Annotated in this window: 13 protein-coding genes; 7 read left to right on the forward strand and 6 right to left on the reverse strand. The window is 70.7% G+C overall.

Features of this window, described 5'->3' with window-relative positions:
* Positions 1-1011: an SDR family NAD(P)-dependent oxidoreductase gene (locus VFV21_RS08290; RefSeq protein ID WP_329668958.1), complete on the reverse strand. Its 1011-nt coding sequence runs from the start codon at positions 1009-1011 to the stop codon at positions 1-3.
* Between VFV21_RS08290 and VFV21_RS08295 the strand changes: the two genes are divergently transcribed.
* Genes VFV21_RS08295 through VFV21_RS08305 form a run of 3 tightly spaced genes read left to right on the forward strand, consistent with a single transcriptional unit; the run spans position 899 to position 4815 of the window.
* A complete protein-coding gene (locus VFV21_RS08295) occupies positions 899-1660 on the forward strand; it encodes a glucose 1-dehydrogenase (protein WP_329668959.1) in 762 nt (253 codons plus the stop codon). The genes VFV21_RS08290 and VFV21_RS08295 overlap by 113 nt on opposite strands.
* A gap of 24 nt (positions 1661-1684) precedes the next feature.
* Positions 1685-2599: an MBL fold metallo-hydrolase gene (locus VFV21_RS08300; RefSeq protein WP_329668960.1), complete on the forward strand. Its 915-nt coding sequence runs from the start codon at positions 1685-1687 to the stop codon at positions 2597-2599.
* Positions 2599-4815: a S9 family peptidase gene (locus tag VFV21_RS08305; protein WP_329668961.1), complete on the forward strand. Its 2217-nt coding sequence runs from the start codon at positions 2599-2601 to the stop codon at positions 4813-4815. Before VFV21_RS08300 ends, VFV21_RS08305 begins: the two co-directional genes overlap by 1 nt.
* 82 nt (positions 4816-4897) lie before the next feature.
* Here the strand turns inward: VFV21_RS08305 and xth are convergent, their stop codons facing one another.
* Positions 4898-5677 carry an exodeoxyribonuclease III gene (xth, locus tag VFV21_RS08310; protein ID WP_329668962.1) on the reverse strand — a complete coding sequence of 260 codons (780 nt, stop codon included), beginning with the start codon at positions 5675-5677 and terminating at the stop codon, positions 4898-4900.
* A 110-nt stretch (positions 5678-5787) separates the two neighbouring features.
* Between xth and VFV21_RS08315 the strand changes: the two genes are divergently transcribed.
* From VFV21_RS08315 to VFV21_RS08325, 3 genes are all read left to right on the forward strand, one after another.
* Positions 5788-6321, forward strand: coding sequence for a cytochrome b (locus VFV21_RS08315; RefSeq protein ID WP_329668963.1), 534 nt, complete (start codon positions 5788-5790; stop codon positions 6319-6321).
* Positions 6322-6384: 63 nt separating this feature from the next.
* Positions 6385-7401: a low-specificity L-threonine aldolase gene (gene ltaE, locus VFV21_RS08320; RefSeq protein WP_329668964.1), complete on the forward strand. Its 1017-nt coding sequence runs from the start codon at positions 6385-6387 to the stop codon at positions 7399-7401.
* A 31-nt stretch (positions 7402-7432) separates the two neighbouring features.
* Positions 7433-8065 carry a class I SAM-dependent methyltransferase gene (locus VFV21_RS08325; RefSeq protein WP_329668965.1) on the forward strand — a complete coding sequence of 211 codons (633 nt, stop codon included), beginning with the start codon at positions 7433-7435 and terminating at the stop codon, positions 8063-8065.
* Between the two features lie 85 nt (positions 8066-8150).
* Here VFV21_RS08325 and VFV21_RS08330 read toward each other — a convergent pair whose 3' ends face one another.
* The 4 genes from VFV21_RS08330 to VFV21_RS08345 form a co-directional block, all read right to left on the reverse strand.
* Positions 8151-9587: a DHA2 family efflux MFS transporter permease subunit gene (locus VFV21_RS08330; RefSeq protein ID WP_329668966.1), complete on the reverse strand. Its 1437-nt coding sequence runs from the start codon at positions 9585-9587 to the stop codon at positions 8151-8153.
* A gap of 206 nt (positions 9588-9793) precedes the next feature.
* Positions 9794-11887 (reverse strand): M3 family metallopeptidase, encoded by a 2094-nt coding sequence (locus VFV21_RS08335; RefSeq protein WP_329668967.1) that lies wholly within the window; start codon positions 11885-11887, stop codon positions 9794-9796.
* A gap of 39 nt (positions 11888-11926) precedes the next feature.
* Positions 11927-12301, reverse strand: coding sequence for a protease inhibitor I42 family protein (locus tag VFV21_RS08340; RefSeq protein WP_329668968.1), 375 nt, complete (start codon positions 12299-12301; stop codon positions 11927-11929).
* Positions 12302-12465: 164 nt separating this feature from the next.
* Entirely contained in the window at positions 12466-13884 is a 1419-nt protein-coding gene (locus tag VFV21_RS08345; RefSeq protein WP_329668969.1) for a coniferyl aldehyde dehydrogenase, read from the reverse strand.
* Between the two features lie 58 nt (positions 13885-13942).
* Between VFV21_RS08345 and VFV21_RS08350 the strand changes: the two genes are divergently transcribed.
* Positions 13943-14470: a gamma carbonic anhydrase family protein gene (locus VFV21_RS08350; protein WP_329668970.1), complete on the forward strand. Its 528-nt coding sequence runs from the start codon at positions 13943-13945 to the stop codon at positions 14468-14470.
* The last annotated feature ends 24 nt before the right edge of the window (positions 14471-14494 follow it).

Here is a 14494-nt window from a genome sequence, read left to right on the forward strand (position 1 = left end):
TCAGTGCCCCGCCGCGCGCGACTTGACCATCTTCAGCAGCTGGCGGAAGTAGGTTTCCGGCAGCCAGCGCTTCAGGCGCCAGCGCATCGGTTCGCGCTTGGTCGGGAGCACCAGGAACTCGCCGCGCTCGAGCGCCGCGAACACGTGGTCGGCCACGGAGTCGAGCGTGTCGGGCGAGGTGTCCATCATCTTCGCAGCGAAATCCTTGAGCTTGGGATTGCCCTGCCAGCTCTCGAGCAGGTTGGTGCGGAAGAAGGCCGGGCACAGCACGCTGACCCGGATGCCCTTGTCGTGCACTTCGGCGCGCAGCTGCTCGGACAAAGCCACCACCGCGGCCTTGGACACGCCGTAGCTCATGATGCTGGGCGCGCCGGCCAGGCCGGCGAAGCTGGCGGTGTTGACCACGTGGCCGCGGCCGGCGGCGATCATGCCGGGCAGGAACAGGCGGCAGCCGCGCACCACGCTGAGCACGTTGACGTCGAGGACGGTGCGCCACTCGGCCATCGTGGTCTCGACCATGGCGCCGCCGGTGGCCATGCCCGCGTTGTTCACCAACACGTCCAGGCCGCCCCACTCGCGGGCCACGGTCTCGTGCACCTGCTCCATGGCCTCGTCGCTGGCGACGTTGGCGGCCATGGTGAGGTGGCCACTGCCGGGCAGCGCGGCGCGGGTGAGCTCGGCGCGCGCGGCGTCGATATCCACGCAGGCGACGCGATCGCCGGCCCTGGCATAACGCATCGCCAGCGCCTGCCCAAGCCCGCTGCCCGCCCCCGTGATCAGTACCCGCCGCTGCGCCATGGATCGTTCCCCCGGTGTGTGCCAGGCCTCGACGGGGCCTGTGCTAGATTCCGGAGCATACCAAGCCGTACGTAATTCACACGCCCACGTGGAGCCCTCCGTGCCTGATCCCTTGTTCGACCTCTCCGGCAAGACCGCCCTCGTCAGCGGTGCGTCCCGCGGCATCGGCGAAGCCATCGCCCACCTGCTGGCGGCGCACGGCGCCCACGTCATCTGCACCAGCCGCAAGCTCGAGGGCTGCGAGGCGGTGGCCAGCCAGATCCGCGCGGCCGGCGGCTCGGCCGAGGCGCACGCGGTGCACGTCGGCGACCCGGCCGCGATCGAAGGCCTGTTCGAAAAGCTCGACGCCGACGGCCGGGCCGTGGACGTGCTGGTGAACAACGCCGCCGCCAACCCCTACTTCGGCCCGGCGATCGACATGACGCTGGATGCCTACGAGAAGACGGTCGAAGTGAACCTGCGCGGCTACTTCTGGACCACCGTGCAGGCGGCGCGCCGCATGAAGGGCCGCGGCGGCAGCATCATCAACATCGCCTCGGTGAACGCCGAGCGCGCCGCGCCCGGGCAACTCGTCTATTCGATGACCAAGGCCGGCATCGTCAACATGACCGAAGGCTTCGCGAAGGAGCTGGCGCCGCTGGGCGTGCGCGTGAACGCGGTGCTGCCGGGCCTGACCGACACCAAGTTCGCTTCGGCGCTCACCGGCAACCCCAAGATCATGGCGATGATGCTGCAGCTGATCCCGCTGGCACGCATGGCGCAGCCGGGGGAGATCGCGCCGGCGGTGCTGTTCCTTTCTTCACCGGCGTCTTCGTACCTTACCGGCGTGTCGCTGCCGGTGGACGGCGGCTACCTGGCCTGACCCTTCCTAACCCCGGAGCCACCCATGCACCGCACCGCCCTGATTCCCGCCGCGCTGGCGGCCCTGCTGCTGGCGACGCCGGCGGCCGCGCAAGATTTCTCGAAGATCGAAATCGAAACGACTAAGGTGGCCGAGGGCGTGTACGCGCTCAAGGGCGCCGGCGGCAACCTCGGCCTGGTGGTGGGCGCCGACCGCGCCTTCCTGATCGACGACCAGTACGCGCCGATGGTGCCGAAGATCCGCGCCGCCGTCGCGGCGATCACCGACAAGCCGGTGAGCTTCGTCCTGAATACGCACTGGCACGGCGACCATACCGGCGGCAACGAAGCCTTCGCCGAAGCGGGCACGCTGGTGGTGGCGCACGACAACGTGCGCACGCGGCTGTCGTCCGACCAGGTGATGGCGGCCTTTGATCGCACCGTGCCGGCCGCGCCGAAGGGCGCGCTGCCGGTGATCACGTTCAACGACCAGGTCACCTTCCACGTCGGCGGCCACACGGTGCGCACCATCCACATCCCCAGCGCGCACACCGACGGCGACGCGATCGTGCACCTGCCGGAGACCAACGTCATCCACACCGGCGACCTGGTGTTCTACGGGCTGTACCCGGTGGTGGACTACAGCAACGGCGGCAGCCTCAAGGGCATGGCCGACGCCACCGCCAAGCTGATGGAGATGTCGAACGAAGACACCCGCTTCATCCCGGGCCACGGCCCGGCGGTGATCACGCGCCGGCAGCTGGCCGAGTACCTGCAGATGCTGCGCGTGGTGCATGCGCGCCTGGAAACGCTGATCGGCGAGGGCAAGACGCTGGAGGAAGTGCTCGCCGCCAAGCCGACCGCCGAGTTCGACGCGCAGTGGGGCCAGGGCTTCCTGCCGCCCGACCGCTGGGTGCGCATCAACTACCAGGGCATGGCCCCGGCCGGGGACGCGAAGTAATGAAGAGCCTGCTGCTGGCCACCCTGATGACCCTGACCGCCGCCGCCACCGCGCAAGAGACGCTGAGCCTCGAGGCCATCACCGGCGGCGCGCCGCTGTCGGGCCCCAGCCTGATGAAGCCGGCGATCTCGCCGGACGGTTCGCGCGTGACCTTCCTGCAGGGCAAGGACACCGACCGCTTCCAGCTCGACCTGTGGGAGTACGCCATCGCCGACGGCGAGCGCCGCCTGCTGGTGGATTCGGCGGTGGTGCTGCCGGGCGACGAAGTGCTTTCGGACGAAGAGAAGGCGCGGCGCGAGCGCCAGCGCATCGCCGCCTTCCGCGGCATCGTCGAGTACCAGTGGGCGCCGGACGGCAAGGCGCTGCTGTTCCCGCTGGGCGGCGAACTGTACCTGTACGACCTGGGCGAAGGCGTGGCCGATCCGGTGCGCAAGCTCACCTCGGGCACGGGCTTCGCCACCGACCCGAAGGTGTCGCCGCGCGGCGGCTACGTCAGCTTCGTGCGCGACCGCAATCTGTGGGTGATCGACCTGGCCACCGGCCGCGAGCGCGCCCTCACCACCGACGGCAGCGAGGTGATCGGCAATGGCGTCGCCGAGTTCGTGGCCGACGAGGAAATGGGCCGGCACACCGGCTACTGGTGGGCTCCGGATGATTCGGCCATCGCCTTCGCGCGCATCGACGCGTCGCCGGTGCCGATCCAGAAGCGGCCCGAGGTGTACGCCGACCGCACCGAGATCGTCGAGCAGCGCTATCCGGCCGCGGGCGACCCGAACGTGCGCATCAGCCTGCACGTGGCCTCGCTGCGCGATGGCCGCGTCACCGACGTCGACCTGGGCAAGGAAGCCGACATCTACCTGGCGCGCGTGAACTGGCGCGGCGCCGACCGCGTCACCTTCCAGCGCCAGTCGCGCGACCAGCGGCGCCTGGACCTGGTGGAGGCCACGCTGGCGACGGGCAGCCAGCGCGTGCTGCTCACCGAGACCAGCGAGACCTGGGTGCCGCTGCACGACGGCCTGCGCTTCCTGGCCGATGGGCGCTTCCTGTGGCTGTCCGAGCGCAGCGGTTTCGAGCACCTGTACCTGCACGACGCCGACGGCAAGCCGCTGCGCGCGCTGACCTCCGGCGAGTGGACGGTGGACGCGCTGCTGGGCGTGGACGAGGCCGCGGGCTTCGCCTACGTCTCCGGCACGCGCGATTCGCCGCTGGAGAACCACGTGTACGCGGTGCCGCTGGCCGGCGGCGAGCCGCGTCGCCTGACCCGCGAGGCCGGCATGCATCAGGCCGTGTTCAGCGCGAACGCCGCCGTGTTCGTGGACCTCTGGTCCAACCCGGAGACGCCGCCGCAGACCGAACTACTGCGCGCCGATGGCACGAAGCTGGCGACCCTGGTGGCCAACGACCTCGCCGACCCGGCGCATCCCTACGCGCCCTACCGGGCGGCGCACCGCCCGGTCGAGTTCGGCCAGCTGGAGGCGGCCAGCGGCGAGACCCTGCACTACAGCCTGATCAAGCCCGCCGGCTTCGATCCGGCGAAGAAGTATCCGGTGGTCGTGTACGTCTACGGCGGCCCCGCGGCGCAGACGGTGACGCGCGCCTGGCCCGGGCGCGCCGATGCGCTGTTCAACCAGTACCTGGCGCAGAACGGCTACGTCGTTTTCTCGCTCGACAACCGCGGCACGCCGCGGCGCGGCGCGAAGTTCGGCGGCGCGCTGTACGGCAAGCAGGGCACGGTGGAGGTCGAGGACCAGAAGCTGGGCGTCGACTTCCTGCGCCGCCAGCCCTGGGTGGACGGCGCGCGCATCGGCGTGCACGGCTGGTCGAACGGCGGCTACATGACCCTGATGCTGCTCGCCCAGGCCAGCGACCACTACGCCTGCGGCATCGCCGGCGCGCCGGTGACCGACTGGGCGCTGTACGACACCCACTACACCGAGCGCTACATGGACCACCCGGCGGCGAACCCCGAGGGCTATCGCGTCGCCTCGGTGTTCACCCACCTCGACGGACTGCGCTCGAAGCTGCTGCTGGTGCACGGCATGGCCGACGACAACGTGCTGTTCACCAACTCGACCAAGCTGATGTCGGAGCTGCAGAAGCGCGGCACCCCGTTCGAGCTGATGACCTACCCCGGCGCCAAGCACGGCCTCACGGGCGCCGACGCCCTGCACCGCTACCGCCTGTCCGAGGCCTTCCTCGCCCGCTGCCTGAAGTAGCCGACCGCTGTGGGAGGGACTTCAGTCCCGATGCCTTTCGCCCAAGAGCATCGGGACTGAAGTCCCTCCTACAAGGGGGGGGTCAGCGGGCCAGCTGGACGAGGGCCGGGGCGTGGTCGCTGGGGCGCTCCCAGGTGCGCGGCTCTTTGTCGATGCTGGCGCCGACGCAGCGCTCGCGCAGGGCGTCGCTGACCAGGCACAGGTCGATGCGCAGGCCCAGGTTGCGGCGGAAGCCGGCGGCGCGGTAATCCCACCAGCTGAAGACACCGCCCTCGTCGTTGTGCAGGCGGTAGCTGTCGTGCAGGCCCAGGGCCAGCAGCCGGCGCAGCGCGGCGCGCTCGGCGGTAGAGGTGAGGATGCTGGCGTCGTTCCAGACCGCCGGGTCGTGCACGTCGCGGTCGTCGGGGGCGATGTTGAAATCGCCCAACACCACCATCCGCGGGTGCGCCTTCAGCTCGTCGGCCAGCCAGCCGTGCACGGCGTCGAGCCAGCGCAGCTTGTAGTCGTACTTGTCGGTGCCGACGTCCTGGCCGTTCACCACGTACAGGTTGACGATGCGCAGCCCGCCCACCGTGGCGGCGATCACGCGCCTTTGCTCGTCCTCGAAACCCGGGATGCCGACCTGAACGTCCGTCGCCGGCTCGCGCGAGACGATGGCGACGCCGTTGTAGGTCTTCTGGCCCGCGAACACGCTGCGGTAGCCCAGCGCCGCCAGCGCGTCGTCGGGGAAGCGCGCATCCTCGAGCTTGGTTTCCTGCAGCGCGACGATGTCGGGCGCGCGCAGCTTCAGCCATTCCTCCAGGTGCGGGAGGCGGACGTTGAGGGAATTGACGTTCCAGCTGGCGATCGTGGTCGTGTCCATGCGCGAATGCTAACGGTTCGCGCTGGCGAGGGCGACCGCTTGACCGGCATCAAGGCAGGCGCACCCGTCCGGCGTAATGTGATGCTCAGGAAACCGACCGGAGCCTTCCGATGGACCCCGCCCGCCGCTACGCCCCGTCCCGACGCGCCCTGCACTGGCTGATGTTCCTCGGCATCGTGCTGGCCTTCGTCTTCATCGAGGGCCGCGAATGGTTCGAGCGCGGCACGCCCGCCCGCATGGCGATGGTGCAGGCCCATTTCTGGGTCGGCATCGCCCTGCTGGCGCTGATGCTGCCCCGGCTGCGGCTGGCGTTCTCGCGGCCGGCGCCCGCGGTCCGGCCGCCGCTGCCGGCCTGGCAGGCGCTGCCGGCCAAGGCGGTGCACCTGCTGCTGTACGCGATGCTCATCGTGCAGCCCCTGCTCGGGCTGGGCACCGCCTGGACCGACGGAAAGGCGATCCTGGTTCCCTTCACGCAGATCGCCCTGCCCGCGCTGCTGGCGCCCGATGCCGCGCTGGCGGGCCAGCTGGAAGAGCTGCACGAGTGGGTCGGCACGGCGTTCTACTACGTCGTCGGGCTGCATGTGGCGGCGGCGCTTTACCACCACTTCGTCCGCCGCGACGACACCCTGCGCCGCATGGCCTGAGCGTTGCCTTCGCGGCGTGGCTCGGCCAGAGTGGCGGCTCGCTTCCCGCCACGCAGGCCGCGCATGCCCCCGGTAGATCTCCGCAGCGACACCGTCACCCGCCCCACCGACGCGATGCGCGAGGCCGGCCTGCGCGCGCCGGTTGGCGACGACGTGATGGGCGACGACCCCAGCGTGAATGCGCTGCAGGAACGCCTCGCCGGCGAGCTCGGCTTCGCCGCCGGCCTGTTCGTGCCCAGCGGCACCCAGAGCAACCTGCTGGCGCTGATGGCGCACTGCGAGCGCGGCGACGAATACCTGGTGGGCATGGATGCGCACACCTACAAGTACGAGGGCGGCGGCGCCGCGGTGCTGGGTTCGATCCAGCCGCAGCCGATCGTCAACGCGCCCGACGGCACGCTGCCGCTCGACGCCGTGGCCGCGGCGATCAAACCCGCGGGCGACCCGCACTTCGCGCGCACGCGCCTGCTGGCGCTGGAGAACACCTGGCACGGCCGCGTGCTGCCCCTGCCCTACCTCGCGCAGGCCCGCGAACTGGCGAAGGCGAACGGCCTGGCCTACCACCTCGACGGCGCGCGTCTGTTCAATGCCGCGGTGGCCGGCGGCGTCAGCGCGGCGCACATCGCCTCGCACTTCGATTCCGTGTCGGTATGCCTGTCGAAGGGGCTCGGCGCACCGGTGGGCTCGGTGCTGCTCGGCCCGCACGCGCTGATCGACAAGGCGCGGCGCTGGCGCAAGGTGCTCGGCGGCGGCTGGCGCCAGGCCGGCCAGCTGGCGGCGATGGCGCAGCATGCGCTGGACCACCACGTCGCGCGCCTGGCCGACGACCACCGCCGCGCGACGCAGCTGGCCGAAGCGCTGGCCGCGCTGCCCGGCGTGCAGGTGGAGCCGCCGCAGACCAACCTCGTCTTCATCACCGTGCCCGACGGCCAGCAGGCGGCGCTGGCCGCCAGGCTTCGCGACGACGGCGTGCTCATTTCGGCCGGGCGCGGGCCGCGCATCCGCCTGGTCACGCACCTGGACGTGGATGACGCCGGGCTCGCGCGCGCCATCGCCGCGTTCCGCGCGTTCTTCCGGTGATGCCGCGCACGGGCTTGGGCATAATCGGGCCATGAGCCTTCCCGACTGCCACCTCGACCTCGGCTGCGGCACGCAGCCGCGCAATCCCTATGGCCGCGGCACGCTGTACGGCCTGGACATCCGCGCCCCCGAGGGCCCGGTGGACTACGAACACCGCGTCGCAAACCTGGTGCTGCAGCCGATTCCGTTCGCCGACAGCAGCTTGGGCTCGGTCTCGGCCTTCGACTACCTCGAGCACGTGCCGCGCCTTTTCCCTGATGGCCATGGCGGCACCTGCTTTCCCTTCGTGCGGCTGATGGACGAGATCTGGCGCGTGCTGGCGCCGGGCGGCCGGCTGTACGCGCTCACGCCTGCCTACCCGCACCCGGAAGCGTTCGTCGACCCGACCCACGTCAACATCATCACCGACGAGACCCATGCCTACTTCTGCGGCGAGTCGCCGCTGGGCAGGATGTACGGGTTCCAGGGCAAGTTCCGCGCCCTGCGCGTGGTCCGCACCGAACGCGCCAGCGCCTACAGCGCCCTCGCCCACTCCCCGCAGAACCACGGCCCCGCCAAGCGCTTCGCCCGCGCCGTGCGCCGCTGGATCCGCTTCCTGCGAGGCAAGCGCGCCCAACTCTCCCCCGCTTGGCTCCTCTGGGAACTCGAAGCCATCAAGCCCTGACGCTTTCCTCTGTGGGAGGGACTTCAGTCCCGATGCTTTCCGGCGAAAGGCATCGGGACTGAAGTCCCTCCCACAGGGGGCGGCGTCAGGTGTTGGGCCGCTGGGCGGCCTTGGGTTCGGTGACTTCGTGCCCGGGCTCGGCGCGGCCGGCCATTTCGGCGCCGGCGTCGGGCGGGAGGCGGAACATCACCCAGGCCGAGAGCGCCGAGATCGTGCCCACGGTCAGGAAGGCCCAACCGAAGTTGCTGGCCGCGGCGTAGTCCTGGCCGGTGAACAGGCCCGCGACCTGCAGCGCGTAGCCGCCGATCGCCACGCCCAGCGCCAGCGACAGCTGCTGCATCATGCCCGACAGGCTGCTGGCCTGGCCCATGCGCGCCGGGTCCACCTCGGCGTAGCTGATGGCGTTGAGGCTGGTGAACTGCAGCGAGCGGAAGCAGCCCGACACCAGCAGCACCGCCATGATCACCCAGTGCGCGGTGTCGGCGCGGAAGAGGCCAAATCCCGCCAGCATCGCCGACGCCAGCAGCGCGTTCACCCACAGCACGCGCCGGAAGCCGAAGCGCTTGAGCACGCTGGCCGCGATCGTCTTCATGAACATCGCACCCACCGCCGACACGAACGTGAGCAGGCCCGAGGCCAGCGGCGTGAGCCCGAAGCCGAGCTGCAGCATCAGCGGCAGCAGGAAGGGCGTGGCGCCGATGCCGATGCGGAACAGCATGCCGCCCATCACGCCGGCGCGGAACGTGGGCAGCTTCAGCAGGCGCAGGTCGATCAGCGGATGCGGATGCCGCAGCGCATGCCACACGTAGCCCGCCATGCCGCCGAGGCCGAGCAGCAGGCAGCCCACCGCGACCGGCGTCGACACCATGTGCCGCCCGAGGCTGGAGAACCCGAACAGCGCCAGCGCTAGGCCGAGGCCGGACAGCGCGAAACCCGCCCAGTCCAGCGGCTTCACCGGCTCGCGCAGGTCGGGCACGAAGCGCCAGGCCAGGAACAACCCGAGCAGGCCCATCGGGATATTGATCAGGAAGATCCAGCGCCAGTCGCTGTAGGTGGAAATGAAGCCGCCCAGCGGCGGGCCGAGGATCGGCGCCACCAGCGCGGGAATCGTCAGCCAGCTCAGCGCCTGCACCAGCTCGCTCTTGGGCACCGTGCGCAGCAGCACCAGCCGCCCCACCGGCACCATCAGCGCGCCGCCCATGCCCTGCACGAAGCGCGCCGCCACCATCTGCTCCAGCGTGCCGCTGGCGGCGCAGGCCAGCGACCCGAGCAGGAACACGGCAATGGCCGCCATGAACGTGCCGCGCGCCCCGAACCGATCCGCCACCCAGCCGCTGACGGGAATGAACACCGCCAGCGCCAGCAGGTAGGCCGTGAGCGCGAGCTTGAGCGCGATCGGCTCGGTGCCGAGGTCCTCGGCGATCACCGGCAACGACGTCGCGATCGCCGTCGAGTCCATGTTCTCGATGAACAGCGCACACGCCACGATCATCGCCAAGCGACGACCGGGGTTCATGGGCATGCTCGTCGTTCGATCATGGGGACGGATTCAGGCTGGCAGGGGTGGAGAAGCTTCTGACGCGGATTTACGCGGATGAACGCGGATAAAGAAAAAGCAAAATAAGTTGGCTTTCGCGGGCACGCACCTGCCGGCAGGGAGCCACCCTGCCTTTGCTTCATCCGCGTTCATCCGCGCAAATCCGCGTCCGCCCCCTGCCCTTCACCCCGTCACGCCGCGAGGCCGTAGGAGCGGAGCAGGGCGTCGGGTTGGGGTTCGCGGCCGCGGAAGGCGACGAAGCTTTCCAGCGCCGGGCGCGAGCCGCCGACCGCGAGGATCTCGCGGCGGTAGCGGGCGCCGGTGTCGGCGTCGAAGACGCCGGCTTCCTCGAAGGCCGCGAAGGCATCGGCACTCAGCACTTCGGCCCACAGGTAGCTGTAGTAGCCGGCCGCGTAGCCGCCCGAGAAGATGTGGGTGAAGGCATGCGGGCCGCGGTGCCAGGCCGGCGGCGGCAGCACGGCGACTTCGTCGCGCACTTCGTTGAGCAGGTCGAGCGCGCGCGCACCGCGGGCCGGGTCGAACTCCAGGTGCAGGCGGAAGTCGAACAGCGCGAACTCCAGCTGCCGCACCAGGAACAGCCCGGCATGGAAGTGGCGCGCCTGCAGCATCTTCGCGTACAGGTCGTCCGGCAGCCGCTCGCCGGTCTGCCAGTGGCGCGCGAACATATCGAGCGCCTCGCGCTGCCACGCGAAGTTCTCCATGAACTGGCTCGGCAGTTCCACCGCATCCCACTCGACGCCGCTGATGCCGCCGATGCTGGGCCAGTCCACCTCGGTGAGCAGGTGGTGGATGCCGTGGCCGAACTCGTGGAAGAGCGTGATCACGTCGTCGTGGGTCAGCAGCGCAGGCTTGCCCTCGCCCGCCGGTCGCTCCTGCGCATCCTGCGCTCGCGACACTTGGCCATCCCTGGCCGGCGGCGCGAAATTACAGGTGAGATAGGCCACCGGCTTGAACAGCGACTCGCCGTCGTCCATGCGCGAGCGGCACACGTCCATCCAGGCGCCGCCGCGCTTGCCAGCGCGGGCGTAGTGGTCGAGGTAGACGCCGGCGCGCACGGTGCCGTCGTGGTCCACCACGTCGAAGTAGTGCACGTCCGGATGCCAGGCATCCACGCCGTGGCGCTCGACCAGCTTCACGCCGAACACGCGCTCCGCCACGGTGAACAGCCCCTGCATCACCGCCGGCAGCGGGAAATAGGGCTTGAGGTCTTCTTCGCTGAAGTTGAAACGGCGCTCGCGCAGCTTTTCCGCGGAGTACGCGACGTCCCAGGGCTGCAGGTCGGCGATGCCGAGCTCGGCGGCGGCGAAGGCGCGCAGCTCGTCGAGCTCGCGCGCCGCGACCGGCCGGGCCTTGGCCGCCAGTTCGCGCAGGAAGCCGAGCACGCGCTCCGGCGTGCCGGCCATCTTGTCGGCCAGCGACAGGTGCGCGCTGGAGTCGAAGCCCAACAGCGCCGCGGCCTCATGGCGCAGCGCCATGATCTGCTCGATGCGCGCGCTGTTGTCGCGGGTGCCGGCCTGCGGGCCCTGGTCGGAAGCGCGGGTGTTGTAGGCGGTGTAGAGCTGCTCGCGCAGCGCGCGGTCGTCGGCGAAGGTGAGGATGGCCTGCACCACCGGGCCCTTCAGCGTGGCCACGTGGCCGTCGACGCCCTTGTCCTTCGCCATCGTGCGCAGCATGTCGCGCGCGGATTCCGGCAGGCCGGCGAGCTCTGCCTCCGCCACCGGCCGCGTCCACGCGTCGGTGGCATCGAGTACCGCTTCCTCGAACTCGGTCTCGAGCTTGCTCAGCCGGGTCTGGATGTCCTTGAAGCGCGAGCGCGCGGGCTCCTCCAGCGCCACGCCCGACAGGCGGAAGCCGCGCAGGCTGTCCTCGACCACCGTGCGGCGGGCGCGATCCATCGCGTCAAAGCCCGGTGCCTCGCGCACGGCTTTCACCGCTTCGTACAGATCGCGGTTCTGGCCAAGCTCGGTGCCGTGCTCGGTGAGTTTTTCCAGCGCAGCCGAATACGCAGCGCGCAGCTCGGGCGAATCCTTGACGCCATGCAGGTGCGACACCGGCGCGAAGCAGCGGCCGAGGCGCTCTTCCCAACGTTCCAGCGGCGCCATCAGGCGGGCGAAGTCGCGCGCCTGCGGGTCGGCGACCAGGCGCGCCACTTCGGCGCGGAAGCCGGCGAGCACCTCGTCGATGGCCGGGTTCACGTGGTCCGGCGTGATGGCGGAGAAGGCGGGGAGTTCGCCGGCGGCGAGGAGGGGGTTTTCAGTGTTCATGCGTTTCCAGATGGCGTTGCGGACCGCGGATTCCAAGCCTCAGGCGGCGGGCGTGACGGTGACATCGAGGTTGAAGCTGCCCAGCGGCGAGGAGTCGGGCTGCCAGGCGCGGCCGTAGAAAAGGTAGAGGAAGGCGCGGCCGGGCGCGGCCGCGCGGAAGCAGTAGCGGGCCAGGCTGCCGGTGCCGACCGGCGGCGCGGGCTCGCCGGCCTTCACCAGCGGCTCGCGCACGAGGCCCTCGCAGGGCACGGAATCGAGCACGGCGCCGAAGGCGTCGCGGCGCTGCCACTCGCTGCCGGTGCTGTAGTTGGCGTCCAGCTCCACGCGCAGCACGGCGCCGACCGGCAGCGTCATCGCGCGGCCGCTGTCGGCGGCGACCAGGCGCAGGGGCGAAGCGGCGGTTCCCGCAGCCACGGGAACAACGGCGTCTTTGGTCCCGGGGTTCGCGTGGGAGCCACCGGCGGACGCGGCCGTGCTGTCGGCCAGTGACGCGCCAAACGGTGCGGGCGGGCTCGCCGCCGAGATCGCGGCCGCCACGATCGCCGCCAGCGAGCCGCCCAGACGCGTGGATCGTGCGTTCATCGCGTGAACAGCTTCACGACGAAATCGGCCAGCTTGCCGAACGGCGGGTCGAATACCGACATGCCGTTGAGGCGGGACTGGTACAGCACCGGCATGGATTTGCTGAAGGCCAGGAAGCCCGCGTGGCCGTGATACTCGCCCATGCCGCTGGGCCCGACGCCGCCGACCGGCAGCGAGTGCTGGCCGAACTGGATCAGGCAGTCGTTCACGCAGACGCCGCCCGCGACCACGGCATCGAGCGTGCGCTGCAGCCGCGCCCGGTCGCGGTCGAAGGGATAGAAGGCCAGCGGGCGGTCGCGTCCGTTGATGTAGGCGATGGCGGCGTCGTGGTCGTCGTAGGACTTCACCGGCAGCAGCGGGCCGAAGATTTCCTCCTGCATCACCTTGGCCTCGTCCGGCGGGTCGAGCAGCACGGTGGGCGGGATCACCTCGACGCCGGGCGGCGGCGGCTCGCTGTCCGGGCGGTACTGGATCACCGATACGCCGCGTTCGCGGGCGTCGTCGATCCAGTCGCGCAGGCGGTCGGCCTGGCGGTGGTTCACCACCGCGGTGTAGTCGGGGTTGGCGGCCAGCGTCGGGTAGCGGCGGCGCACGCTGGCCAGGTAGGCGCGCACGAACTCGTCGCGCTGGGCGCGCGGCACCAGCACGTAGTCGGGCGCGACGCAGGTCTGGCCGGCGTTGAAGGACTTGCCCGCGGCGATGCGGTCGGCGGCCTGCTCGACCGGGTAGCCGGGCGCCACCAGCGCGGGCGACTTGCCGCCGAGTTCGAGCGTGAGCGGCGTCAGGTGGTCGGCCGCCGCGGCCATGACGGCGCGGCCCACCGTGGTCGAGCCGGTGAACACCAGGTGGTCGAAGGGCAGCCGGGTGAACGCGGCGCCGACCGCGGCATCGCCCTGCACCACCGCCACGCGTTCGGACGGGAAGGCCTCGGCCAGCAGCCGGGCCAGCAGGGCCGAGGTGCGCGGGGTGTGCTCGGACGGTTTCACCAGCACGTGGTTGCCGGCGGCGATGGCGTCGGCCAGTGGGATCAGGGCCAGCTGGATCGGGTAGTTCCAGGGCGCGACGATGCCGACCACGCCCAGCGGCATGCGGCGGATCTCGCCGCGGGCGGGCAGGAAGGCCAGGTTCAGGCCGCGGCGCTCGGGCCGCATCCAGCCGCGCAGCTTGCGGCGCAGGTATTTGATTTCGTCCAGCGTCACCATCACGTCCGCGGCCAGCGTCTCGTGCCGGGAGCGGCGGCCGAAGTCAGCCGAGACCGTCTTCACCAGCTCGTCCCGGTGCGAGCGGATGACCTCGCCCAGCCGGGCCAGGTCGTCCATGCGCTGCCGATAGGTGGGCGGCTGGCGGCGGTGGGCGGCGCGGACCTGCTCGAGCAGGGGCCGCAGGTCGTGGTCGGGGTGCGCGGGGGTGTCCATGGGCCCAGTTTATGCCCTTCACGGCGGGGCGGCGCGAAGGGATGGTTAGAATGCCGGCATGCACATCCGACCCTTCCGGGGCATCGCCCCCACCCTCGGCGCCCGCGCCTACGTCGACCCCGCCGCCTGCGTCATCGGCGACGTCCACCTGGGCGAGGACAGCTCGATCTGGCCCGGCTGCGTGGTGCGCGGCGACGTCAACCACATCCGCATCGGCGCCCGCACCAACATCCAGGACGGCACCATCGTCCACGTCACCCATGAAGGCCCCTACACCCGGCCGGGCGGCTGGCCGACCCTGATCGGCGACGACGTCACCATCGGCCACGGCGCCATCATCCACGCCTGCACCATCGGCAACGCGGTGCTGATCGGCATGGGCGCCACGGTGCTCGACGGCGCGGTGGTCGAACAGCATGGCTTCGTCGGCGCCGGCGCCGTGGTGCCGCCCGGCAAGACCGTGCGCAGCGGCGAACTCTGGCTCGGCAACCCCGCCAAGCCCGTGCGCCAGCTCAGCGACAAGGAAATCGAGCAGCTCTACTACAGCGCCAAGCACTACGTCCGCCTGAAGGACGAATACCTCTGACCCCCTTGGCCCACCCCGGGAGAC

Source organism: Arenimonas sp., from assembly GCF_036275555.1.
In the GTDB taxonomy this organism is placed as follows: Bacteria; Pseudomonadota; Gammaproteobacteria; order Xanthomonadales; family Xanthomonadaceae; genus Arenimonas.

What these genes read in the sequence shown, in the direction of transcription:
- VFV21_RS08345 (WP_329668969.1), bottom strand. Translation starts at nt 13,884, where the DNA reads ATGGACACCCCCGCGCACCCCGACCACGACCTGCGGCCCCTGCTCGAG.
- xth (WP_329668962.1), bottom strand. Translation starts at nt 5,677, where the DNA reads ATGGACACGACCACGATCGCCAGCTGGAACGTCAATTCCCTCAACGTC.
- VFV21_RS08290 (WP_329668958.1), bottom strand. Translation starts at nt 1,011, where the DNA reads ATGACGTGGGCGCCGTGCGCCGCCAGCAGGTGGGCGATGGCTTCGCCG.
- VFV21_RS08315 (WP_329668963.1), top strand. Translation starts at nt 5,788, where the DNA reads ATGGACCCCGCCCGCCGCTACGCCCCGTCCCGACGCGCCCTGCACTGG.
- VFV21_RS08330 (WP_329668966.1), bottom strand. Translation starts at nt 9,587, where the DNA reads ATGCCCATGAACCCCGGTCGTCGCTTGGCGATGATCGTGGCGTGTGCG.
- VFV21_RS08335 (WP_329668967.1), bottom strand. Translation starts at nt 11,887, where the DNA reads ATGAACACTGAAAACCCCCTCCTCGCCGCCGGCGAACTCCCCGCCTTC.
- VFV21_RS08325 (WP_329668965.1), top strand. Translation starts at nt 7,433, where the DNA reads ATGAGCCTTCCCGACTGCCACCTCGACCTCGGCTGCGGCACGCAGCCG.
- ltaE (WP_329668964.1), top strand. Translation starts at nt 6,385, where the DNA reads ATGCCCCCGGTAGATCTCCGCAGCGACACCGTCACCCGCCCCACCGAC.
- VFV21_RS08350 (WP_329668970.1), top strand. Translation starts at nt 13,943, where the DNA reads ATGCACATCCGACCCTTCCGGGGCATCGCCCCCACCCTCGGCGCCCGC.
- VFV21_RS08305 (WP_329668961.1), top strand. Translation starts at nt 2,599, where the DNA reads ATGAAGAGCCTGCTGCTGGCCACCCTGATGACCCTGACCGCCGCCGCC.
- VFV21_RS08300 (WP_329668960.1), top strand. Translation starts at nt 1,685, where the DNA reads ATGCACCGCACCGCCCTGATTCCCGCCGCGCTGGCGGCCCTGCTGCTG.